Below are 23,126 nucleotides of genomic sequence, written 5' to 3'. Positions count from 1 at the left end.
CTGATCACCCCCTCCCGTTCCCTGTGCGCGCCCCCCTCCTTAACCTGGGCTCTGGCAAACCTCAAGAACCTGGCCCTGTCAAGACCAACTGCGGGGGAACGTGAATCAGATGCAGGGCCTGCTCCTCGCCGGCCGTTACCGGCTCGGCGAGTCCATCGGCAGTGGTGGCATGGGCCGCGTGTGGCGCGCGCGGGACGAGGTGCTGCACCGCGTCGTCGCCGTCAAGGAACTGACGGCGGCCCAGTGGGTGCAGGAGGCCGACCGCGAGGTGCTGCTCACCCGGACGCAGACGGAGGCGCGCGCCCAGGCCCAGATCAACCACTCCGCGGTCGTCACGGTCCACGACGTCGTCGAGTACGACGACCGGCCCTGGATCGTGATGGAGCTGGTCGAGGGCCACTCGCTCGCCGACGCCGTCCGGGACCGGGGCCGCATCGAGCCCCGCGAGGCCGCCCGCATCGGCCTGTGGGTCCTTCGGGCGCTGCGCGCCGCGCATGGCGCCGGGGTCCTGCACCGCGACATCAAGCCGGGCAACGTCCTGCTCTCCGAGGACGGCCGGGTGCTGCTCACCGACTTCGGGATCGCCTCGATCGAGGGCGACTCGACGATCACACGGACCGGCGAGGTCGTCGGCTCCGTCGACTACCTGGCGCCCGAGCGGGTCAGCGGCGCCAACCCCGGTCCCGCCGCCGACCTGTGGGCGCTCGGCGCGACCCTGTACACGGCGGTCGAGGGGAACTCGCCGTTCCGGCGCACCTCTCCGCTCGGCACGATGCAGGCCGTGGTGACCGAGGAGCCCGAGCCCGCGCGGTACGCGGGGCCGCTCGGGCCCGTCATCTCGGCGCTCCTGGCCAAGGATCCGGACGCGCGGCCGGACGCGGCCGAGGCGGAGCAGCTCCTCGCGGAGGCTGCGGAGGGACGGCGTCCGGGCGGTGCGCAGGCGTACGTACCGACGACGGTGCACGAGCGGCCGACGGCCCACACGCCCCCGCACCACCCGTCCACCGCACCCCCGGGAACCCCCGCGCCCGCTGCGCCTGCTTCCGGGGCGCACACCCCGCCCTCCGCCACACCGAGCCCGCACGCCCAGGGCCCGCACACCCCGCACTCGGCCACCTCGGTCCCGGGAGCGGCACATTCCGGCCACGTGGAGCCCGGCGGGCGGACGCCGGGTCAGGCCGCCGATCCGTCCGGTTACGCCACACCGTCCCCGTACGGCACACGGGGCTCGCACGACTTGGGCGCCACCACCGCTCCCACGCCCACAGGGCCCGGGCGGCGGCGCTGGTTCCGGGCCCTCGTGCCGGTCGTGGCGGCCGCGGCGATCGGCGGGGGCGCGGTGTTCGGCTACCTGTACCTCGGGGGCGGCGACGGCGGCGGAGAGAGCAAGGACGGGAAGGGCAAGGGCGACAAGGCCGGTGAGGTCGTCGGCGCGATCCCCGAGAACTGGGTGCGCGTGCACGACGCGGAGGGCTTCAGCCTCATGCTCCCCAAGGGCTGGCAGCGGCAGGTGGACGGCAGCCAGATCGACTACACCCCGGACAACGGCCGCCACTTCGTGCGCATCAGCGTCGACCCCAGCCCCGACTTCGACACCCCGTACGCCCACCAGCTCGACCTGGAGAAGCAGCTGAAGAGGCTGCCCGACTACCGGCGTCTGCACCTGAACTCCAACACCTTCCGCGACCGGCCCGGCGCCCTCTGGGAGTTCAGGTGGACGGCGGGCGCCAGCGACACCACGAAGGGCCCGCGGCAAGCCATCTCGCAGAGCTACATCAGCCGTGCCGGCACCGAGTACGTGATCTACATGTCGGCGCCGGAGGGAAACTGGAACAAGACCCGGCAACAGTTCGACGCGGTGCTGCGCGGCTGGCGCGACTGACCCGGGCCGGCCCGCGACGGATACGGCCTGAACTGGCCCTTGTCCGGGCTGAGAGGGTCCGTGACCACACCTGTGGGGCATGATGGCCGCATGGGGAGCCTGGGTGACAGCACCCGTGTGATCGCCGGCCGTTACCGTCTCGAGGTGCGGGTGGGCCAGGGCGGCATGGGCGTCGTGTGGCGCGCGACCGACCAGCTCCTCGGCCGTCGCGTCGCCGTCAAGGAGATCCCGCTCGACGAGACGCTCTCCGACGAAGAGGCCGCGCGACAGCGCGAGCGCACCCTGCGCGAGGCGCGCGCCGTCGCGCAGTTGCGCCATCCGCACATCATCGTCGTGCACGACGTGGTCGTCCACGACGAACGCCCGTACATGGTCATGGAGTTGATCGAGGGCCCCACGCTGGCCCTGCGCATCGGCAGATCCGGACCGCTCGGCCCGCAGGCGGCCGCCCGCATCGGCCTCGACCTGCTCGGTGCCCTCGGCGTCGCGCACGCCGCGGGCGTCCTGCACCGCGACCTGAAGCCCGCCAACGTGCTCCTGGAGGAGGCCACCGGCCGGGTCGTGCTCACGGACTTCGGCATCGCGCAGGTCAGCGGGGCGACGACGCTCACGGAGAGCGGGTCGTTCGTGGGCTCGCCGGAGTACACCGCGCCGGAGCGCATGTCCGGCGAGCGCACGGGGCCCGCGTCCGACCTGTGGTCCCTCGGCGCGCTGCTCGTGGCCGTGGTCAGCGGGGAGTCGCCGTTCCGGCGCGACTCGATCGGCGGGGTGCTGCACGCCGTCGTCTTCGACGAGATACGCCCACCGCCCGCCGCGGAGCCCATCGCGCCCCTCGTCCTCGGCCTCCTCGAACGCGACCCGGAGGCCCGACTGGACGCGGCCGGGGCGGAGCGGCTGCTGCGCGCGTACGTCGACACCGGGGTCATGCCGGGGCTGCCCGGGGCGGGGACGAGTGGTCGGCGTTCCGCGCTCGTTCCCGCGCGGGGGCGCTTATCGGGACGTGCGCGTGGTCGGGCTACGGGGCGTGCGCCCGGCCGGTCGTCAGGCCGCTCCGAGGGGCGCTCGGAGGGCCGATCGGCAGGGAGTTCGGGCCGTTCGGACCGTTCGGGCCGGTCATGGCGCGCCAGGCGCTCGGAGCGGGCAGAGCGGGCAGGGCGCTCGGAACGGTCAGGGCGCTCGGGGCGTTCGACAGGGCGTCGCCCCTTCCTCTCCCTGCTCCCCGGCCGCCACCCGCCCGGAACCCCGCGCGCACAGCCGCCGCCCGCCCGCCCGGGGCACCTGGACGACCTCACCGCGCCCCTGTCCGCCCCCGCGCGCCGCCGCCAGAACCGCATCATGCTGATCACCGCTGCCCTGGTCGCGGCCGTGGCGGGCGGCGCCGTGTCAGCCGCGACGCTACTGCTCGGGCAGGATGGCGACGGCGACGGCGGCCGCACCGCACCACCCAGTTCCGCCTCGCCCGACAACACCCCGACGGACTCCGGCAGTCCGCGCCCGACGGCGACCTCGACGGTCACCAAGACCCCGGACACGGTGCCGCCCGCCGCGCCCTCGACTCCCGCCGCCCCCGCGGGCTACCGCCTCGCCAAGGACCCGCGCGGCTTCGCCCTCGCCGTCCCCCGGGGCTACGTCCGCGGCACGGACGGCCCGCGCACCTTCTACACCGCGCCGGGCGGCGCCGTCCGCATCGGCATCGAGGCGGCCGACCCCGTCCCGGGCGGCCCACTCGCCGCGCAGCGCCGGGCCGACGCCGACGGGCCCCGCGACCACCCCGGCTACCGCGACGCCGACGTCACCGCGACCACCCGCAACGGCCGCCCCGCCGCGCTGTGGCAGTACACCCGGGACGGCTCCGGCGGCGGGGCGGGGGCCCGGCGCGTCTACGACCTGTGCTGGCAGGAGGGCGGCCGGAGGTACGACGTGTGGGTGTCGGCACCGGCGGGCCAGGCACGGGAGGGGCGGCGGCACTTCGACACGGCGGTGGACACGTTCGTACGGCGGTGATGACGAGGGCGTGCGGCGGGGACGACGAGGACGCGCGGTGGTGATGACGAGGGCGTGCGGCGCCGGTGGATGGGGGCGTGCGCGCGGCGGGTGCCCGGCTCGGGCGCGCCACGACGTGCGCCTTTCCGCCCGTACGTAGCCGAAGTTCCCGGATCGTGCATCACCCCGGTCACAACTGGGCACCCTGGCTGGAACCCGAGGTGCACCGCAGGGTACTCATGGGGGCATGAGTAACGACGGGGGAGCCTCCCACGGCCCGAACGAGACCACCAGCTACGGCCTGCAGCCACCGCAGCCCCCGCAGCAGGGTGGCGGCGAGCCGTACCCCAATCCGTACGCCCAGCCCACCCAGGTCGTACCGAACCAGCAGCCGGGCCCCGACGCGCCTGCGCAGTCCGTGCAGTTCGCCCAGCCCTCGCAGCCCTCGCAGCCCTCGCAGTCCTCGCAGGCCGCGCAGTCCTCGCAGGCCGCGGCGGACGCCCGGGCCGCGGAGGCCACGCGGGCCGAGCCCGGCTCCGGCCGCCTGATCGGCGGGCGCTACCGGCTGCTCTCCAAGCTCGGCCACGGCGGCATGGGCACGGTGTGGCGGGCCAAGGACGAGACGGTGGACCGCGAGGTCGCCGTCAAGGAGCCGAGGGTTCCGGACCATCTGCCGGAGCGGGAGCGCGCCAACGCGTTCGAGCGGATGCGCCGCGAGGCCCGTGCGGCGGCCCGCCTCGACCACCCGGCCGTGGTCAACGTCCACGACGTCGTCGTCGAGGACGGCCAGCCGTGGATCGTGATGGAGTTCGTGCAGGGCCGCTCGCTCGGCGCGGCGCTGCGGGACGAGGGCACGCTCGGCGCCCGCGACGCGGCCCGGGTCGGCCTCGAAGTGCTCGGCGCCCTGGAGGCGGCGCACGCGGCGGGGGTCCTGCACCGCGACGTGAAGCCGGACAACGTGATGATCGGCAGGCACGACCGCGTCGTCCTCACCGACTTCGGCATCGCCCAGATCGAGGGCGAGACCAACCTGACGGACACCGGCGGCTTCGTCGGCTCGCCGGAGTTCATCGCCCCGGAGCGGGTCCTCGGACAGCGCCCGGGACCGGCGTCCGACCTGTGGTCGCTGGGTGTCGTGCTGTACGCGGCGACCGAGGGCGTCTCGCCGTTCCGCCGCAACAACACGCCCGCCACGCTCCAGTCCGTCCTCAACGCCACGCCCGCCGCACCCGCGTCCGCGCAGGGCCCGCTCGCCGAGGCCATCAACGGCCTGCTGCACAAGGAACCCGCCCACCGCCCGAGCGCCGCCCAGGTCAGGGCCCTCCTGGAGGAGGCCGTCAGGCCGCCGCAGCCCCCGCAGTTGCCCGCGACGCGTTTCGTGACGGCGGGCCACGCGGACGGCGGCGCACCGGCGCCGGACCGAGGCAAGGGCGTGTTCCTCGGCCGCAAGGCCCTCGTGGCCGTCGGCGGTGTCGTCGTCCTCGCGGTGGCCGCCGCGGTGGTCCTCGCGGTGAAGCCGTTCGGCGGCGACTCGGACGCGGGGAAGTGGACGCAGCACGAGGCGAAGTCGCTGGGCGCGACGCTGTCCGTGCCCGAGGGGTACCGGGAGACCACGGACAAGGGCGAGACGCCGAAGGAACACTGGGTCACGTACACGGACAAGAGCGGCAGCCTCTTCGTGTCGCTGCAGCTCAACAAGAAGTCCGAGGACGACCTCAACTACATCGCGGGCACCTCGATGGCCGAGGCGTACGAGGACATGAAGGACCTGGAGGGCGGCAGCACGGTGCTCGGTTCGCTGAGCCCGGACAAGGTGGGGCCCGGCAAGAAGACGACGCAGGGCGACTACAAGGGCAAGCAGTCGGCCGAGAACCTCATTCCGTACACCAACAAGCAATCCGAGGTCGTCTACCCGCGCGAGGCCAAGGTCTTCTACTACCGGACCTCGGCGGGCGACATGTACAAGCTGTGGATCGACTACCCGGCCAAGAGCGACTTCACCGAGCGGGGGCGGGAGGTCGCGAAGAAGGCGATCGAGGGCCTGGAGATCGCGAAGCCCTGAGATGACCCCTGAGATGAGTGCTGACGTCTGAGATGAGTGCTGACTCCTGAGATGAGTGCTGACGGGGGACGCGTGCTCGGGGGCCGGTACCGGCTCGCCGAGCGCATCGGATCCGGGGGCATGGGAACGGTGTGGCGTGCCGTCGACGAGCTGGTCGGGCGGGAGGTCGCGGTCAAGGAGCCGCGGCTTCCCGGTGATCCGCACGGCGCGGCGGCAGGGCGCGCGTACGCCCGGTTGCGGCGTGAGGCGCGCGCCGCGGCGTCGGTCGACCATCCGGCCGCGGTGGCGATCCACGACGTGGTCGTCGACGACGGACGGCCCTGGATCGTCATGGAGCTGGTCCGGGGCGAGTCGCTGCACGAGGTGCTCAAGCGCGGGGCGCTGCCGCCCGCCGAGTCGGCCCGCGTCGGGCTCGCGCTGGTCGGCGCGCTCGCCGCGGCGCACGCCCAGGGCATCGTGCACCGCGATGTGAAGCCCGCGAACGTGCTGCTCGGCGCGCACGGCCGGGTCGTCCTCACGGACTTCGGCATCGCGCGCGTGCAGGGCGAGGAATCGCTCACCGTCAGCGGCGAGTTCGTGGGGTCGCTCGAGTTCATCGCGCCCGAGCGGATGGCGGGGCACGGGGCGGAGCCCGCCTCCGACCTGTGGTCGCTCGGGGTGCTGCTGTTCGCGGCGGTGGAGGGCTGGTCCCCGTTCCGGCGTACGACCCTTGAGTCCACGCTGGCGGCGGTGCTCTCCGCGGACGTGCCGGAGCCGGCGCGGGCGGGCGAACTGGCTCCGCTCATAGCGCGGTTGCTGTCCCGCGATCCCGGGCTGCGGCCCGGGGCGGGGGAGGTGGCCGCGGCCCTGGAGGCGGTGGCCGAGGGGCGACCGCTGCCGGAGCCGTTCGGGACGGTGGCGGCGCAGGACCCCTCGGGGATGCGGGAGTTGTCGGACGACGTGGGGACGGTGCGGCTTTCTCGCGGGGATGCGGGGGATGCGGGGGATGCGGGCGGCGCCGGGGGTGCGGGTGCCGGTGGGGGTGTGAGCCCGGGGTCGGGTCCGGGGGCGGGGCCGGTTTCGGGTCCGGGGCGTGCCGGGGGACGCCGTACGCCCGCCCTGGTCGCCGCCGCGCTCGTGGGCGCGCTGCTGGTCGGTGGCGGGGTGTGGCTCGGTACGTCGATGGGCGGCGGCGCGGGGGAGACGCGTGCGGAGCGTACGAAGGGCTCGGAAGGCGGGGGCACCGGGACCCCGGAACGCGGAACTCCGAAGACCGGGACCCCGAAGCCCCGTTGGAAGGTCCGCCCGGAGCGGGCCCTCGTCGCCGAGATGCCCGTGCCCGCGCGCTACAAGGTCGTCGTGCGCGAGGACGGCGACGACGACCGGCAGCGCACGGGATCCCGGCTCGTGATCTACGCCGAGGACGAGAACAGCGACGTCACGGTGCGCCTGACCAAGGAGGACGGGGGCTCGACGCCCGCGCTCACCTGGGCCCACCAGGCGGCCGAGACCTGGCACGACTCGGACAACGGCGCCCGGACGAACTACACGAAGACGTCCCACCACGGCTACGACGCGGCGATCGCCGACACCACGTACGACGACGACTCCATGACCACCCCGATCCGCTGTCTGCAGCTCATGATCATCACGGCCGACCAGGAGTTCTACGAGCTGCGCGTGGACATGCCGAAGGGCACGCGGGAGGAGAGGGAGGGCACCGAGCTCTTCAAGGGCGTGCGGGAGCGGCTCAAGGTCGGCAAGGACTTGGTGAAGGGCTGACGTCTGTTCCGGAGTTGCCGGTTGGTGCCCGAGGAACGCCCTGATCAGCGCCTTTGTCGCCAGCAAGCACTGGCAGTGAACGAAGCGGCCCGCGGCCGTGTGTGCGTGCTCGGTGAAACCTCGTTACCCATGGGTACCCAAAGCGTCCGCTCAGGCATACGCTCACCGTCATGACGGACTCGCAGGCCCCCGCCACGCCCCTCGGTACGAACCCGGTCGCCCCGGCCCCCAGCGGCGCACGCACCGCCGCCGACGTGGTCACGCCGGAGCTGGTCGCCCAGCTCACCCGTGATGTGGTCGGCTCGGCCCGGACCGCCAACCACACGCCGTTCACCGGCGAGAAGCTGGCCGACCTGCCCGAGTCCACCCCCGAGGACGTGGCCACCGCCTTCGAGCGGGCGCGCGTCGCGCAGATCGCCTGGGCCCGCACACCGGTGCGCCGGCGCGCCGCCGTCCTGCTGCGCTTCCACGACCTGGTGCTCCAGCGCCAGGCGGAGATCCTCGACCTCATCCAGCTGGAGACGGGCAAGGCGCGGCTGCACGCGCACGAGGAGGTCCAGGCCGTCGCCGTCGCGGCCCGGCACTACGGCCGCCGCGCCGGGGCGTATCTCAACCCCAAGCGCCACACCGGCGTCGTACCGACCCTCACCAAGGTCACCGAACTGCGCCAGCCGCGCGGCGTCGTCGGCCAGATCGCCCCCTGGAACTACCCCCTGGAGCTGTCCATCGGCGACGCCCTGCCCGCCCTGGTCGCGGGCAACGCGCTGGTGATGAAGCCCGACACGGAGACCGCCCTGACGGCCCTGTGGGCCCGGGATCTGATCATCGAGGCGGGGCTTCCGGCCGAGGTGTTCCAGGTCGTGCTGGGCGAGGGCCCCGTCGTCGGACCCGAGATCGTCGAGCGCGCCGACTACGTCTCCTTCACCGGCTCGACCCGCACCGGCCGCGAGGTCGCCACCGGCGCCGCCGCCCGCCTCGTCGGCGTCTCCCTCGAACTCGGCGGCAAGAACGCCATGCTGGTCCTGCACGACGCCGACGTGGAGAAGGCCGCCGCGGGCGCGGTCCGCGCCTGCTTCTCGTCCGCCGGTCAACTGTGCATCTCCATCGAGCGGTTGTACGTCCACGAGGCCGTCGCCGACGTCTTCGTCGAGCGGTTCGCGGCGAAGACCAAGGCGATGCGGCTCGGCCGGTCGCTCGCGTACGGCGCCGAGATGGGCTCCCTCGTCGGCGAGCGGCAGCTGGAGGCCACCCGGCGGCACGTGGACGAGGCCGTCGCCAAGGGCGCCACGCTCGTCGCGGGTGGCGTGGCCCGGCCCGACATCGGCCCCTACTTCTACGAGCCGACCATCCTGGACGGCGTCGAGTCGCCCATGGCGGTGTGCACGGAGGAGACCTTCGGACCGGTCGTCTCGCTCTACCGCTTCACCGACGAGAACGAGGCCGTCGAACTCGCCAACTCCACCTCCTACGGTCTGAACTCCTCGGTCTGGACGAAGGACGGCAGGCGCGGCCGCGCCCTGGCCGCCCGCCTGCGCACCGGCACCGTCAACGTCAACGAGGGCTTCGCGCCCGCCTACGGCAGCGTGCAGTCCCCGATGGGCGGCATGAAGGACTCGGGCCTCGGCCGCCGCCACGGCTCCGAGGGCATCCTCAAGTACACGGAGGCCCAGACCGTGGCACACCAGCGGCTCGTCCCGCTGGCACCGTCCTTCGGCATGAGCGACGAGAAGCACGCGGCGTTCATGACGACGAGCCTGAAGCTCATGAAGGCGTTGCGCCTGCGCTGAGCGGCGTGGTGTCCCGCGCCCCGCAGACCGACTTGCACCGAGGAGACCCAATGCCACAGGAGAACTCCGTCCGGAGCGCGGACGACGAGGGGTACGACTACGACGTCATCGTCATAGGCTCCGGCTTCGGCGGTTCCGTGTCCGCCCTGCGGCTCACGGAGAAGGGCTACCGCGTCGGCGTCCTGGAGGCGGGCCGCCGCTTCACTCGCGCGCAACTGCCCAAGAACTCCTGGGACATCAAGAACTACCTGTGGGCCCCGGCGCTCGGCCTCTACGGCATCCAGCGCATCCACCTGCTCGGCAATGTGATGGTCCTGGCGGGCGCGGGCGTGGGCGGCGGATCGCTGAACTACGCGAACACGCTCTACGTACCGCCTGCGGCGTTCTTCGACGATCCGCAGTGGAAGGACATCACGGACTGGCAGGACGAGCTGCGTCCGTACTACGAGCAGGCCAAGCGGATGCTCGGCGTGCGGCTCAACCCCACGACCACCCCCTCCGACGTCCACCTCAAGGCCGCCGCACAGGCCATGGGAGTGGGCGACAGCTTCCACATGGCGCCGGTCGGCGTCTTCTTCGGTGACGGACGGGACGCCACCGGTGAGTCAACGGCCGAGCCCGGCAAGGAAGTTCCCGATCCCTACTTCGGCGGCGCCGGTCCGGCGCGGCGCGCCTGCACCGAGTGCGGCGAGTGCATGACGGGCTGCCGCCACGGCGCGAAGAACACCCTCAACGAGAACTACCTCTACCTCGCGGAGAAGGCCGGAGCCGTCATCCACCCGATGACGTCCGTGGTGGCGCTCACCGAGGACTCGCGCGGCGGCTACGCGGTGGGCACGCTGCCCACCGACAACAAACGCAAGAGCAGGGGCCGCACGTTCCGCGCCCGCCGCGTCGTCCTCGCCGCCGGCACCTACGGCACCCAGACGCTCCTGCACCGCATGAAGGACAGCCATCTGCTGCCCCGCGTCTCCGGGCGCCTCGGCGATCTGACCCGCACCAACTCCGAGGCCCTGGTGGGTGCCCAGACGACGGACCGCCGCTACCGCAAGCGCCACGGCGGCCTCGCGGGCGCGGGCGGCAAGGTCGACTTCACCAAGGGCGTGGCCATCACCTCGTCCATCCACCCGAACGACACGACCCACATCGAGCCCGTCCGCTACGGCAGGAAGTCCAACGCGATGGGCGGCATGACGCTGCTCCAGGTCCCGTACACCGTGAAGGGCGGCAAGGCGCGCGTCGCCGGATGGCTCGCCAACACCGCGCGCCACCCGCTCCTGACCGTGCGCTCCCTGTCCAACTACCGCTGGTCGGAGCGCACCATCATCGGCCTGGTCATGCAGACCCTCGACAACTCGCTGACCACGTACCGCAAGGAGAAGGGCATCGGCAAGGGCCTGCTGACCGCGCGCCAGGGCCACGGCGCGCCCAATCCGGGGCAGATCCCCGAGGCCACCCGCGCCGCGTCCCTCATCGCCGATGAGATCAACGGCTTCCCCGGCTCCAACGTCGGCGAGCTGATGGGCACCCCGCTGACCGCGCACTTCCTCGGCGGCTGCCCGATCGGCGACGGCGCCGACACCGGCGTCATCGACCCCTACCACCGGCTGTACGGCCACCCCGGCATCTCCGTGGTCGACGGCGCCGCCGTCTCCGCGAACCTCGGCGTGAACCCCTCGCTCACGATCACCGCGCAGGCCGAGCGCGCCATGTCGTTCTGGCCCAACAAGGGCGACACGGACCCGCGTCCGGCCCAGGGCGTCGCCTACGCGCGCCTCGCGCCGGTCGAGCCGAAGTCCCCGACGGTCCCGGCCCACGCCTTCGGCGCGCTGCGGCTGCCGTTCCTGGGCGTTCCCGAGGTACCGAAGAAGAGGTAGGCGTCGTCCGTACGCGAGGAACTCGGCGTCCGTACGCGAAGAACTCGGCCGGACGCGCGAAAGGACCTGCACCCCCCTCCGAGTGCAGGTCCTTCGCGTCTCGCGGTACGTCGCCTAGGCGGCGGCGTCCGAGTTCGAGCGGCGGCGTACGACGTACACCGCGCCGGCGCCCGCGACGACGGCGATGCCGCCGACGAGGCCGATGGTCGGAAGGGCGGAGCTGGAGCCGGTCTGGGCGAGGCTGCCGGTGGGCGGGATCTCCGCGACCGTCTGCTTCACCTCGTCGGCGCGGCCGCCCTGCGGCTTCTTGGCGGCCGGCGGCTCGGTGACGTCCGGCCTCGGGATGGCCTCACCGGGGTGCTCGTTGTCGCTGCCGGGCTTCAGGACGGTGAAGTCGAAGAACGCGAACGCGTTGTGCTCGCAGTTCAGCTCGGAGTCCACGTAGCCGCCGAGGCCGAACGCGTAGCCGTCGCCCGCCGGGGCCTTCTTGTTGATGTTCAGGCGCAGCTTGATCTCGACCTGCTCCTTGGCGGCGAGCGTCGTCGTGCCGAAGGTGACACCGCTCTCGACCTCGTCGACGATCGACTTCCAGCCCTTGGCCTCGGGGTCGTAGAACTGGATCCGCGTGTAGCTGCTCAGCCAGTCCTTCTCGTCCTCGCTCTCCGAGAAGTTGTCCGCGGCGGCCAGCCACCTGACCTTGCCCAGGTCCTCGTCGCTCGGGTTGGCCGCGATCAGCTTGAACTCGTGCCAGCCGCTGCCCGCGACGATCTTGCCGGGGAGGCCCTTGAGGTCGAGTTCGAGCTTGTTCTCGGCGTCCTCGCCGGTCTCCTCGTCGACCGCGCATTCGGTGGGCTCGTCGGTGGGCGTGGCCTCGTCGCCGGGCTCGGTGGTGTCCTCGCCGGGGTCGGTGCCGTCACCGGGCTCGGTGTCGCCGTCGCCGGGCTTCGTGTCGTCACCGGGCTTCGCGTCGCCGTCGCCCGGCTTGGTGTCGTCACCGGGCTTGGTGTCGTCTCCGGGCTTGGCCGGGTCCTCGGGCTTCGTCGGGTCCTCGGGCTTGGTGTCGCCGTCGCCGGGCTTGGTGTCGTCGCCGGGCTCGGCCGGGTCCTCCGGGCCGGGGGACTCGGCCGGCGGCGTCTCGCTCGCGTTCGCGGACGGCGTGGCGTTCGCGTCCCCAGTTGCGAACGCGGCGGGTGCCGAGAGCAGTGCGACCGGGGCGATCACGGCCGTCGCTGCCGCTGCGGCCAGAGCACGGCGAAGCTTCATGAAGACCTCAGAGAGTCCGGCGCACCGCGCCCGCGCGGTACGGAGGTGGAGGCCTCCGCGGCGGGGCGCGGAAGTGGCCGTTGTCACGCATGGATGACCTGCGCAGGCCGGGAATGGTTGTCCTGGAACTCACAGAATTCTTATGTGGCGTGAGTCACAAGTGCGAAGGTCGTCAAGGGCACTGGCTTGTGCGGCCGCAGTGCGGTGTCGTAGAACTTCCCCCGTTTGCAAGCGAGATGGAGCACGCTGACGAAGCACGCTCCGGAATGGATTCTTGGGGGGCACAGTGTCCGTGCAGTCGCCGCGCGAGCCTGACGACGAGTCGGCCATACCCGACGAGGTGTGGCGCCGGTTCGAGCAGGACAGCGAGCGGGAGATCCGGGCGTCCGCACCGAAGGAGCCGTCCGCGCGGGCGCGCATGGTCGCCGAGCGGCTGCGTCGCCTGGACGAGGAGGCGGCGCGGAAGGAGGCCGAGGGTGTCGTCGGCCGCAAGCGGCGCAAGCGCAGGGAGGAGGCCGCGCAGCCGTGGCGCCCGGACGAGTGGCGTGCCGCGCCCACCGGGCGGGCCGGGGGCCGCTCGGAGCGGTCCGAGCGGTGGCGGCAGGTGCGGAGCGTGGTGATCGTCGGAGGCTGCATGGTCCTGGCGATCCTGGTCCTGAGCCCGTACCGGTTCTGGCCCTGGCAGTGAGGCCGGTTCCGGCGTCGGCGGGCCGAGGGGCGCCCCTTCGGGGCGGGCGGGCCGACCCGGTGTGACATAAGTCGTGTACGCGTCACGCGGCTGACCGGGTGTTCGAGGGAACCGCGCACGTCGATCTTCAGTCGTAGAAGAGGTGCGGGTGACTCCGCATGGACGTGCGAGGCGTGCGCGCGGCGTGCTGCGCCCGGGGTGCGCCAGGAATCTTGGGGGAACGGAACGTGAAGTCAGCTGTGTCGCGTGTCGTGGTGGCCGTCTCGGTCGCGGCCGCTCTGGGTCTGACCGCCGCGTGCGGTGGCGGCGACGGGGACGGGGGCGGTGACCGCGACGGCGGCAAGTCGTCGACGTCGCAGGCGAAGCCGAAGGGTCCGGGTGGCGGGTCGGGTGCCGACGGCGGCTCCGGCGCCGACGACTCCGCGGACCGGTCCCCCGAGGCGAAGAAGCTGAAGGCGAAGGTCATCGCCGCGGGCGACCTGAAGCGTCCGGCGCTCAAGCGGTACGAGGTGACGCCCCGGGAGCGGTCGAAGCTGGAGGCCGCATCGGACGGCGCCGCGGCGACCCCGGCCGCCTGCCGCCCGCTCTCGGACATGGTGGCCGCCGCCACCCCGCCGAAGGCCAAGGCCCACGCGGGCCGCACGGTGGCGCCGAAGCGCGTGCGCGACGACCTGGCGACGACGGACGTCGAGCTGTTCGCGTACGACAGCCCGGACGGCGCGCGGAAGGCGCTGCGGGAGGTGCGGACGGCGGCGAAGTCGAAGGAGTGCGGCGCGTTCCGCGCGGGCGGCGTGCGGTACAGCGGCGTCGCGCCCGAGGCCGCGCCGGACAAGGGTGACGAGTCGGTCGCGTACAAGATCGGCAGCCGCGAGGAGCAGTTCGTGAAGCGGCACGCGGTCGTCGTGGTGCGGGACGGTTCGACGCTGGTCTCCTTCGTCGCGCGGAACTACTACGACCCGGAGGCCGTGGCGGGCGAGGAGGAGTCCCGGCAGGGTGGCGGCGGCTCGGGCCTGCCCCCCTCGGACAAGGCGGACGACGAGCCCGAGGTGCCTTCGGTGGTCGTGGACGCGCAGCTGGACAAGGTGGGGTAGCAGGCGCCGGTGCTGCCTGTCCGGTGACGGCAGGCGCTGCCGGTTCGGTGGCAGAGCGAAGGGCCCCGCGGGACGGATCCGCGGGGCCCTTGGCTGTCAGCACCGACGTCAGGGCAGCGTCGGTGCCTCGGTGCGGCGCCGGGGGAGTGCGCCGCTGGTCGAGAGAGCCGGTGGCCGACCCGGCGCACAAGGGGCGCGCAGCTGGTGTAGACCAATGGCAATGGAGTTGTGGAAAGCGGGGTCCTGAGCCCCTCTCCCTCTACGCATCGTGGAGGATGGCCGGTTCTCCGCGCAACTGTTTCGACGACATCTTGCGGCACAAGGCCGGAAAGGCCCGGGGCGGTGAGGCTGGCCGAAAAGCGTGCGGGGCGGGCCGCGGGGAAGCGGAGGGGGCGGGGCCGCCGAAACGGCTCGGAAAGACGGAGCGGGAAGCGGAACGGGAACGGAACACGAGCAGACCGGGGACGGGTCGGGAACGAGGCGGAGCCGAGGTGGGGGCCCAGGTGAGGACAAGACGGGCCGAGGCGGGATCGGAGTGGGAAACGAGGCGGGAGCGGTGGGGGAGCGGTGCCGGAAGGGGGCCGAGGCCGACCGGCTCCGGGCGTCCCCGGAGCCGACCGTTCCCTGGGTGACCGGGCTGCTGTCCCCTGCCGTCCGGTCACTTCTCTGGAGCGAGGTCCCACGGCGTACACGAGTCGCGTACGCCTCATCGCTCCAGCGGAGCCACGCGTGGTTCTTGCGGCCCGCCCCTGGCTGGCACGGACATCGGGACCAACGAAGCCCGTTGGGAACCGGTCACGCGCCGTACGGGTGAGAAGGGATCCGAACTCAGGTGCGTGGCGCAGTGGTTCCGGTTTTCGCCGGGGCGGGGACGGGTCCGTGCCGGGGCTCAGACGCGGCCCCGGCACAGCTCGAGGAGCGTCATGGCGAGCTGGGTGCCGGGCTTGCCGAGGGCGTCCCTGTAGTGGCTGAGGATCTCCATCTCGCGGGAGAGGTTCACGCGTCGGCCGCCGGAGCTGATGCGGGCCTCCTGGATGACGGCGGAGACGGCCATCCGTTCCTGGACGAGCCCGATGATCCGGTCGTCTAGGGCGTCGATGCGCTCGCGGGCACCGCCGATGAGCTCGGCGGCCTCGGGGGTACGGGCGCCGGTCTGCTCGGCGGGGGTCGTGGCGGGGCCGGTGGTGGAAGGGGTGGCGTTCATGCTGCTGGGGCTCCTCGATCGGCTGGCGGAGCCCCGGGGCGGCGGTGCCCGGGAGCAACAGAACGCCCCGGGCCTTGTCGGCCCGGGGCGCCTGGGAAGTCGCTTGGCGTTACGTCAAGCAGCTCGACCATGGCAGCCGGCGAGCCGGATGCCATAGGTAAAGACGAAGGTCGAGTGCGAGAACATGCGCCCCAGTCTACGCACGCCACCCGCCACCGGCACCACCCCCACTCAGCCGCCCGGCCCGGTCCCCACGCCCCCTCGGCCCGTCCGGGCCTGTCTCCACCCCCACTCGGCCCGCCCGGCCCCGGCGCTACGCCTACTCAGCCCGCCCGGACCTGGCCCCACCCCCACTCAGCCCGTCCGGCGCTTGAGGACGAGCGCGAAGCGCGACAGGGGGTCCGGGGCGCAGCCCCGGGGACGGGGCGGGAAGGGGCGGAGGGGGCGAACAACCACACCAGACGCCCACCCCCCGACCCCCGTTAGAATCGACGAACACACCCTCATGCTCACCGCCGGAAGGCAAACCGTGCCAGTAGCGCCCCCCGCCGCCCCCGACACCGTCCTGGTCGTCGACTTCGGAGCGCAGTACGCCCAGCTCATCGCCCGCCGCGTCCGCGAGGCCCGGGTCTACAGCGAGATCGTGCCGAGCACCATGCCGGTTGCCGAGATGCTCGCCAAGAACCCCGCGGCGATCATCCTCTCCGGCGGCCCGTCCTCGGTGTACGCCGACCAGGCCCCGTCGGTGGACCGCGCCCTCTTCGAGGCCGGCGTCCCCGTCTTCGGCATGTGCTACGGCTTCCAGCTGATGGCGACGACCCTCGGCGGCACGGTCGACAACACCGGCGCCCGGGAGTACGGCCGCACGCCCCTGCACGTCTCCAAGTCCGGCTCGACCCTCTTCGAGGGCACCCCGGACGAGCAGTCCGTGTGGATGTCGCACGGCGACGCGTGCAGCGCCGCCCCCGAGGGCTTCGCCGTCACGGCGTCCACGGACGTCGTCCCGGTCGCGGCCTTCGAGAACGACGAGAAGAAGCTGTACGGCGTCCAGTACCACCCCGAGGTCATGCACTCCACGCACGGCCAGCAGGTCCTGGAGCACTTCCTGTACCGGGGCGCGGGCCTGACCCCGTCCTGGACCACCGGCAACGTCATCGACGAGCAGGTCGCCGCGATCCGCGCCCAGGTCGGCTCCAAGCGCGCCATCTGCGGCCTGTCCGGCGGCGTCGACTCCGCGGTCGCCGCGGCCCTCGTCCAGAAGGCCATCGGCTCCCAGCTGACCTGTGTCTACGTCGACCACGGCCTGATGCGCCAGGGCGAGACCGAGCAGGTCGAGAAGGACTTCGTGGCGGCGACCGGCGTCCAGCTGAAGGTCGTCGACGCGCAGGAGCGGTTCCTCTCCGCGCTCGCCGGGGTGTCCGACCCCGAGGAGAAGCGGAAGATCATCGGCCGCGAGTTCATCCGCGTCTTCGAGCAGGCCCAGGCCGAGATCGTCGCGGAGGCCCCCGGGGACCAGCCCGTCGAGTTCCTCGTCCAGGGCACGCTCTACCCCGACGTGGTCGAGTCCGGTGGCGGCACCGGCACCGCCAACATCAAGTCCCACCACAACGTGGGCGGCCTCCCCGAGGACCTCGAGTTCCAGCTCATCGAGCCGCTGCGCAAGCTCTTCAAGGACGAGGTGCGCATGGTCGGCCAGGAGCTCGGCCTGCCGGACGAGATCGTCCAGCGCCAGCCCTTCCCGGGCCCCGGCCTCGGCATCCGCATCGTCGGTGAGGTCACCCGCGAGCGCCTGGACCTGCTGCGCGAGGCCGACGCCATCGCCCGCGAGGAGCTGACCGCGGCCGGCCTCGACCGGGAGATCTGGCAGTGCCCGGTCGTGCTGCTCGCCGACGTCCGCTCCGTCGGCGTCCAGGGCGACGGCCGCACCTACGGCCACCCGATCGTGCTGCGCCCGGTCTCCTCCGAGGACGCCATGACGGCCGACTGGTCCCGGCTGCCGTACGACGTGCTCGCGAAGATCTCGACCCGCATCACCAACGAGGTCGCCGACGTCAACCGCGTCGTCCTCGACGTGACGAGCAAGCCGCCGGGCACCATCGAGTGGGAGTAGTCCCCACGGCCCTGCCGGCCTCCTCGGCCTGAACGCCGGTGCCGCCGCCCATGATCCGGGCGGCGGCACCGGCGTTCTCACGTCCGCCTGGTCTTCTTCAGCGGCTGCCCCGGCTTCCAGAGCTGCACCGCCATGTACTTCTCCTCCTCGATGGACGTCCGTACGACCTCCGTCAGCTCCGTACGGAACAGGTGGAACGCCGACGGGTCCGGCGGCTCCACCTCGTCCACGTACAGCGCGATCGTCTCCTGGTCCCGCACCTCGACCGCCCGCCCCGCGATCCGTACGTCGCCGCCCGCCATCCCCGTGCCCGCACCCGGATTCGCCTGCAGCGCGAACCGCGGGTCGCGGCGCAGATCCAGCGCCTTCAGCGAGTTCGGCATCATCCCGAGCCACAACTCGCCGTTCAGGAAACGCACTTCGATGCCCGTCGTGCGCGGCGACCCGTCCTTGCGCAGCGTCGCGAGGACGTGGTGCGTGAACAGGCCGAAGCGGTCCTCGACGGTCCGCGCCAGCTCCGGTTCCGCGGCCGTGAAAGCCGCCCAGTTGATCGTCATGCGTCGATTCTGTCCCCCAAAGGGGACACCTCCTGTCGCCTTTCGCGCACAGCTTCCGAACCCTCCGGCCCGCCCCGCTCGGCGCGCCCCGGGCCCGGCTGCTGACTCCCTTCACAGGAGACCCCTGTTTTCCTGCACTGACCGGCGGTAACTTCCGCTCCGTACGGCCAGGGACGGAGGACACATGCAGGCGCCCACACCCATACCCGTCGAGCGGTTGCAGTTCGCGATGCCGCCGGCGCACGAGACGCCCGAGGACGAGCGGCGCCACCGCAAGGAACGGCTCGCCGCCGCCCTCAGGATCTTCGGCCGCCTCGGCTACGAGGACGGGGTGTCGGGGCACATCACCGCACGCGACCCCGAGTACGACGACTGCTTCTGGGTGAATCCCTTCGGCATGCCCTTCAAGCACATCACCGTCGGCGACCTCGTCCTCGCCAACGCCGAGGGCCAGGTCGTCGAGGGCCGCCACCACGTCAACCAGGCCGCCTTCACCGTGCACGCGCAGGTCCACCGCGCCCGCCCCGACGCCGTCGCCGTCGCGCACTGCCACTCCACGCACGGCCGCGCCCTGGCCGCCCTCGGCGAACTCCTCGACCCCCTCACCCAGGAGTCCTGTGCCTTCTACGAGAGCCACGCCCTCTACGACGGCTACACCGGCGTCACCGTCGACGCCGCCGAGGGGCGCCTCGTCGCCGCCGCGCTCGGCGACCACAAGGCCCTCGTCCTGCGCAACCACGGGCTGCTCACCGTCGGAAGTTCCGTCGACGCCGCCGCCTGGTGGTTCATCTCCATGGAGCGCTCCTGCCAGATCCAGCTCGCCGCCCGCGCCGCCGGACGCCCGGTCCTCATCGGGCACAAGCAGGCCGTCGAGACCCGCGAACAGCTCGGCGGCGACCTCGTGGCCTGGATCAACTACCAGCCCCTGTGGCAGGACGTCACCCGCGCCGAGCCCGACCTGCTCGCCTGACCCCGCCCCGCCGCCCGCACACGCGTGCCCGCCCGCGCGCGGCGTCAACCAGCGCGCCGCCGGACCACCCGTGCTGACCTGACCCGCGGAGCACGCACAGGCGTCCGTGCGGCACAATTCCCAGACACCGCAAGGAAGTTCACGGACACGCGACCGAACGAAGATCCGGACGCGTGGCCCGCGGTGGCTTCGGTCAAGGGTGGGGAAGGCGGCGTACGCGGTGGCGGTGCAGGAAGCCAGGCAGGGGGCGCACGGGGGTGGCTGCGCGTGCGGCGACTCCCCGCACGGGGCGCGCGAGGGGCACCGGCGCGCCGTGGCCGCGTTCCTCGCCAAGCGTGACGAGCTGGCGGCCGGGCACGGCGTGCCCGCGGCCGTCGTCCACTCCGCGGGCGCCTCCCGCCAATGGGTGTCGGACGAACTGACCCAGTCCGCGCGAACCGTCGCCGAACGCGGCCGCGCCGAGGGCCAGGCCTGGCTCTCCCGGCTGTGGCCACGCACGCTCGCCGTGGTCTGGGTCGGCGTCCTGATCCTGCTGCTCGTCCAGGCCCTCACCGCCGTCGGCACGGGCTGGACCACGGCCCGCACGGCCGGGCTGCTCGCCGCGTTCGTCGTCGCCGTGGCCCTGAGCGGCGCCGCGTATCTGCACCGGGCCCGCGGTGGCGTCATCGCGCCCGTCATCGGTGAGGACAACCGGCTCTCCACCTCCCGCGCGGTGGCCGCCTGCTGGGTGCTGTTCGTCGTCTTCGCCGTGCTCGTCCTCGCGGGCGAACTCGCCGCCGCCTCCGGCCACGACACGCGCGAGGACCTCGTCGACGGCCTCAAGCTCGCCCGCGCCGCGGGCCTGGTGACCGTCCTCGCCGTCGTCTGCGGCGTCGCCGTGCTCGTACGCCGTGTCGTCGGTCTGCGCGTCCTCGGCCAGCGGCTCCAGAAGGTGCGCGCCGACCGGCCGCGCGCCGCCGACCTGCTCACCGACGACGCGGGCCGCGGCCACTTCGCCGACGTCCAGTACGTCCTCGTCAGCGCCGTCGCCGTGGTCTTCGTCGCCGTCCGGCTCGCGCGCCGCCCCGAGCAACTGCCCGACCTGCCGTGGGGCCTGGCCCTGCTGGTCCTCGTGTCCGCCGCGACGTACCTGGCCGGCAAGTACGCCGAAGGCGGCCGGCCCGTCATCCTCTCCGTCGTCCGCTCCCGCGAGGCGGGCGACCTGGACGCCCCGATCCGCACTGGCGACGACATCGAGATCCGCGGCGCAGGCTTCGTCCCGCCCGGCGCGGGCAGCGCCGACCGGCTTGCCCGGATGGCCGTCCGCATCGGCACCGTCCACGTCCATGTGCCCCTCGTCCCCGTCCCCGGCGGCTTCACCAACCCCACCGACGCCGTCCTGACCGTCCCCGTGCCCGTCGACGTCGAACCCGGCCGTGTCGACGTCCAAGTGATCACCGCCGCGGGCGTCGAGACCAACCGCTGCACCATCGACGTCACCGACTGACCGGCTCGCACCACCACCCCCGCCGCACACCGAACCGCTCCCCGCACCCCTCGCCCGGCCGCCCGGACCGCTCCGAATGGACGCATGCACATCCCCCTCCCGAGTGCCCCGGAACCCCGCCCCCTCCGCGGGCGCCCGGAAGCCGTCGAGGAATCCGCCGCACGCCACTGAGCAGCGGCTCCCTCTCGTACGTATGGTCAGTTGACGGGGCAATGGCCGAGGCGCGGGAGAGGCGGCGGACAACGATGGCTCACGGCATGCGCACGGACAGCCACACCAACTACGCCAGGCGGAACGACTGGCGCGACAACGCCACCCGATACGCCCTGCTCCCCCTGCGGGTCTTCCTCGGCGTCACCTTCGTCTACGCGGGCCTGGACAAGATCACCGACAGTGCCTTCATGAAGGCGAAGGGCGTCGGGTCCATCGGCGAGACCATGCGCGGCGTCCGCGACCTCGCCGCCTTCCCCGAACTCGTCGACCTGGCCCTGAAGAGCCCCGTCGGCTTCGGCTACGCCATCGCCTTCGGTGAACTCGCCGTCGGCATCGGCATCCTGATCGGCCTCTTCGCCCGGATCGCCGCGCTCGGCGGCGCCCTGATCTCCCTCAGCCTCTGGCTGACCATGAGCTGGCACGAAGAGCCCTACTACTACGGCAACGACCTTCCGTACCTGATGGCCTGGCTGCCCCTGATCCTCGCCGGAGCGTCCTACCTCTCCGTCGACGCCTGGCTCGCCGAACGCCGCAGCTCCAGAGGACTGGGGCTGGGCTAGGGCCTGTCCGAGGCCCCGTCCGAGGTCCTGTTCTTCGGCCTTTCCGGAGACGGCCCGGCCGTCGGACTGCCCGGGTCCTGCGCGCGGGGCCGCCGGGCCTTGCGTATGCCATGGGCCACGGCCGCCGTCGCCGCCGCGAGGAACAGACCTCCCACCACGATCGGGATCATCGCGAACCACGGGGTGTCCCACAGCCCGCCCGCGTCGCCCGCGTACACCAGGCCGGCCACCGCCAGGAAGAAGCCCGCCACCAGCCTGCCGGGCTGGAACTCATGACGCAGCACGTGCCACCTCCACCTGTCCGACGCCGACTTCGAGCCGCAGCTCGACCGTGCCGCCGTTCTTCGCGCCCCCCGGCGGGGCCAGGGTCGCCTTCTTCTCCTTGCCCGGTGCCACGTCCACGTCCTTGCTCTCGTCGCCCGGCAACTGGATGTCGCCGACGCCCACCTCTGCCTGCAACCGGACCTCGGCGTCGCTCGGCACGATCACCTTCAGACGGCCCGCGCCGACCTCCGCGCTCGTGCTCACCGTCTGGCCCTTGCCGAGGTCGATCCGGCTCAGGTCCAGCGTGCCCACGCCCGTGCCCAGCTCGTAGTGCGGACTGACGTCCGCCGTGGCGGCCGGACGCCAGTCCGTGCGTATCCAGTCCGTGGTGATGTTCTTCGGCAGGGCGGCGGCGCCCGCGACCAGGCCCGCGGTGATCACCGCGAGGACGATCGAGCCCGCGCCCGTGCGTCCGAGGAAGGAGCTGACCGCGATGCCGAGTCCGAGCACGGCCAGGGCGCAGGCGAGGCCGGTCTGCAGGCTCGTGCCGAGGGGCTGGTCCTCCCAGGTCAGGGACGAGCCGAGACAGGCCGCGAGCACGGCGGCGAGGAACACCCAGCCGCCGAGCCAGCGCGGCCCGCGCGGACCCGTCGGCTCGGGGGCGGGGGTGCGCCAGCCCGCGGGGGAGTGCGGGGCGTCCGGCTGATACTCCACCGCGACCGGGTCCGGGCCCCAGAAGTACTTCGGCATTCCTTCCGGTCCCGTGCCCTTCGTGAGCGGGTCGCGCCACCAGGACGGGCCGCCCGCCACCGGCGGGGCCAGGGTCTCGGGCGGCGCGTCCGCCGCGGCCTGCACCGCCACCGGGTCGGGGTCGGGTGCGCCGCGGTGCTGCGACCAATACCCCGCGCCCGCGAGCAGCAGGGCGAGGACGGCGGCGAAGGTCAGCGCGTCGCTGTTGTTCAGCAGGGTCAGGAACACGCCGCAGCCCACCAGGGCGAACAGCACGGCCGTCAGCGCGTGGCCGTCCACGCGGCCGGTCAGGAGGCGGCGGGCGTCGTTCTCCTCCTCGTCGTCGTACGGGACGAACAGCCACGCGAAGCCGTAGAAGACCAGGCCGAGACCGCTGGTGATCGCGAGCACCGCGAGGCCGATGCGGAAGATCACCGGGTCCATCTGGCAGTGCCGCCCAAGGCCCGCGCACACGCCGCCCAGCTTGCGGTGCCGGCGGTCGCGGCGGAGCTTGGGCTCGCGCACGGCCTCCGGACCGCCCGGCTCCGCGGCCGTGGCGGTGGCGGACTCGTGCGGCGGGGCCGACGGGCCCGACGCGGGCTGCTGATCTGTCATGAGTCCATGGTGACGCCCGGCAGC

The 23,126-nt window shown here is 72.8% G+C and carries 17 protein-coding genes; 12 read left to right on the top strand and 5 right to left on the bottom strand.

Features of this window, described 5'->3' with window-relative positions:
- Positions 1-109 precede the first annotated feature (109 nt).
- From ACFVHO_RS09740 to ACFVHO_RS09715, 6 genes are all read left to right on the top strand, one after another.
- Positions 110-1,882, top strand: a complete 1,773-nt coding sequence (locus tag ACFVHO_RS09740) for a protein kinase (protein ID WP_385712120.1) — start codon at positions 110-112, stop codon at positions 1,880-1,882.
- A 90-nt stretch (positions 1,883-1,972) separates the two neighbouring features.
- Entirely contained in the window at positions 1,973-3,886 is a 1,914-nt protein-coding gene (locus ACFVHO_RS09735; RefSeq protein WP_385711962.1) for a serine/threonine-protein kinase, read from the top strand.
- 226 nt (positions 3,887-4,112) lie between these two features.
- Positions 4,113-5,927 carry a serine/threonine-protein kinase gene (locus tag ACFVHO_RS09730; RefSeq protein ID WP_385711960.1) on the top strand — a complete coding sequence of 605 codons (1,815 nt, stop codon included), beginning with the start codon at positions 4,113-4,115 and terminating at the stop codon, positions 5,925-5,927.
- Between the two features lie 51 nt (positions 5,928-5,978).
- Positions 5,979-7,688: a serine/threonine-protein kinase gene (locus tag ACFVHO_RS09725; RefSeq protein WP_385711958.1), complete on the top strand. Its 1,710-nt coding sequence runs from the start codon at positions 5,979-5,981 to the stop codon at positions 7,686-7,688.
- 170 nt (positions 7,689-7,858) lie between these two features.
- Positions 7,859-9,475 carry a succinic semialdehyde dehydrogenase gene (locus tag ACFVHO_RS09720; RefSeq protein ID WP_385711956.1) on the top strand — a complete coding sequence of 539 codons (1,617 nt, stop codon included), beginning with the start codon at positions 7,859-7,861 and terminating at the stop codon, positions 9,473-9,475.
- A 50-nt stretch (positions 9,476-9,525) separates the two neighbouring features.
- Complete coding sequence (locus tag ACFVHO_RS09715) at positions 9,526-11,352, top strand: GMC family oxidoreductase N-terminal domain-containing protein (RefSeq protein WP_385711955.1); 1,827 nt, start codon at positions 9,526-9,528, stop codon at positions 11,350-11,352.
- Positions 11,353-11,466: 114 nt separating this feature from the next.
- Here ACFVHO_RS09715 and ACFVHO_RS09710 read toward each other — a convergent pair whose 3' ends face one another.
- The gene (locus ACFVHO_RS09710; protein WP_385711953.1) at positions 11,467-12,615 is read right to left on the bottom strand and encodes an LPXTG cell wall anchor domain-containing protein; all 1,149 of its coding nucleotides are present in this window, start codon (positions 12,613-12,615) and stop codon (positions 11,467-11,469) included.
- Between the two features lie 274 nt (positions 12,616-12,889).
- Between ACFVHO_RS09710 and ACFVHO_RS09705 the strand changes: the two genes are divergently transcribed.
- On the top strand, positions 12,890-13,303 hold the full coding sequence (locus ACFVHO_RS09705; protein WP_385711951.1) for a hypothetical protein: 414 nt from the start codon (positions 12,890-12,892) through the stop codon (positions 13,301-13,303).
- Positions 13,304-13,530: 227 nt separating this feature from the next.
- Complete coding sequence (locus tag ACFVHO_RS09700) at positions 13,531-14,394, top strand: hypothetical protein (RefSeq protein ID WP_385711949.1); 864 nt, start codon at positions 13,531-13,533, stop codon at positions 14,392-14,394.
- Between the two features lie 889 nt (positions 14,395-15,283).
- On the opposite strand, the gene ACFVHO_RS09695 is transcribed toward ACFVHO_RS09700, so the two are convergent.
- Positions 15,284-15,598 (bottom strand): chorismate mutase, encoded by a 315-nt coding sequence (locus ACFVHO_RS09695; protein ID WP_385711947.1) that lies wholly within the window; start codon positions 15,596-15,598, stop codon positions 15,284-15,286.
- Between the two features lie 505 nt (positions 15,599-16,103).
- Between ACFVHO_RS09695 and guaA the strand changes: the two genes are divergently transcribed.
- Entirely contained in the window at positions 16,104-17,708 is a 1,605-nt protein-coding gene (gene guaA, locus ACFVHO_RS09690; protein WP_385711945.1) for a glutamine-hydrolyzing GMP synthase, read from the top strand.
- A 77-nt stretch (positions 17,709-17,785) separates the two neighbouring features.
- On the opposite strand, the gene ACFVHO_RS09685 is transcribed toward guaA, so the two are convergent.
- Positions 17,786-18,265 (bottom strand): pyridoxamine 5'-phosphate oxidase family protein, encoded by a 480-nt coding sequence (locus ACFVHO_RS09685; protein WP_385711943.1) that lies wholly within the window; start codon positions 18,263-18,265, stop codon positions 17,786-17,788.
- 184 nt (positions 18,266-18,449) lie between these two features.
- Here ACFVHO_RS09685 and ACFVHO_RS09680 point away from each other — a divergent pair, with 184 nt between their 5' ends.
- The 3 genes from ACFVHO_RS09680 to ACFVHO_RS09670 all read left to right on the top strand — a co-directional run bounded on the left by ACFVHO_RS09680 (position 18,450) and on the right by ACFVHO_RS09670 (position 21,494).
- Positions 18,450-19,235 (top strand): class II aldolase/adducin family protein, encoded by a 786-nt coding sequence (locus ACFVHO_RS09680; RefSeq protein WP_385711941.1) that lies wholly within the window; start codon positions 18,450-18,452, stop codon positions 19,233-19,235.
- Positions 19,236-19,455: 220 nt separating this feature from the next.
- Positions 19,456-20,721: a hypothetical protein gene (locus tag ACFVHO_RS09675; protein WP_385711940.1), complete on the top strand. Its 1,266-nt coding sequence runs from the start codon at positions 19,456-19,458 to the stop codon at positions 20,719-20,721.
- Positions 20,722-20,966: 245 nt separating this feature from the next.
- Positions 20,967-21,494 (top strand): DoxX family protein, encoded by a 528-nt coding sequence (locus tag ACFVHO_RS09670; protein ID WP_385711938.1) that lies wholly within the window; start codon positions 20,967-20,969, stop codon positions 21,492-21,494.
- On the opposite strand, the gene ACFVHO_RS09665 is transcribed toward ACFVHO_RS09670, so the two are convergent.
- Together ACFVHO_RS09665 and ACFVHO_RS09660 are read right to left on the bottom strand one after the other, a co-directional pair.
- Positions 21,491-21,778 carry a hypothetical protein gene (locus ACFVHO_RS09665; protein WP_385711936.1) on the bottom strand — a complete coding sequence of 96 codons (288 nt, stop codon included), beginning with the start codon at positions 21,776-21,778 and terminating at the stop codon, positions 21,491-21,493. The genes ACFVHO_RS09670 and ACFVHO_RS09665 overlap by 4 nt on opposite strands.
- Positions 21,765-23,102 (bottom strand): PspC domain-containing protein, encoded by a 1,338-nt coding sequence (locus tag ACFVHO_RS09660; RefSeq protein WP_385711934.1) that lies wholly within the window; start codon positions 23,100-23,102, stop codon positions 21,765-21,767. The genes ACFVHO_RS09665 and ACFVHO_RS09660 overlap by 14 nt, the downstream gene beginning before the upstream one ends.
- Positions 23,103-23,126: the final 24 nt, after the last annotated feature.

This window comes from Streptomyces sp. NPDC127108 (assembly GCF_042677545.1).
GTDB lineage: Bacteria > Actinomycetota > Actinomycetes > Streptomycetales > Streptomycetaceae > Streptomyces.
This window is presented reverse-complemented; position numbering and strand designations above follow the sequence as displayed.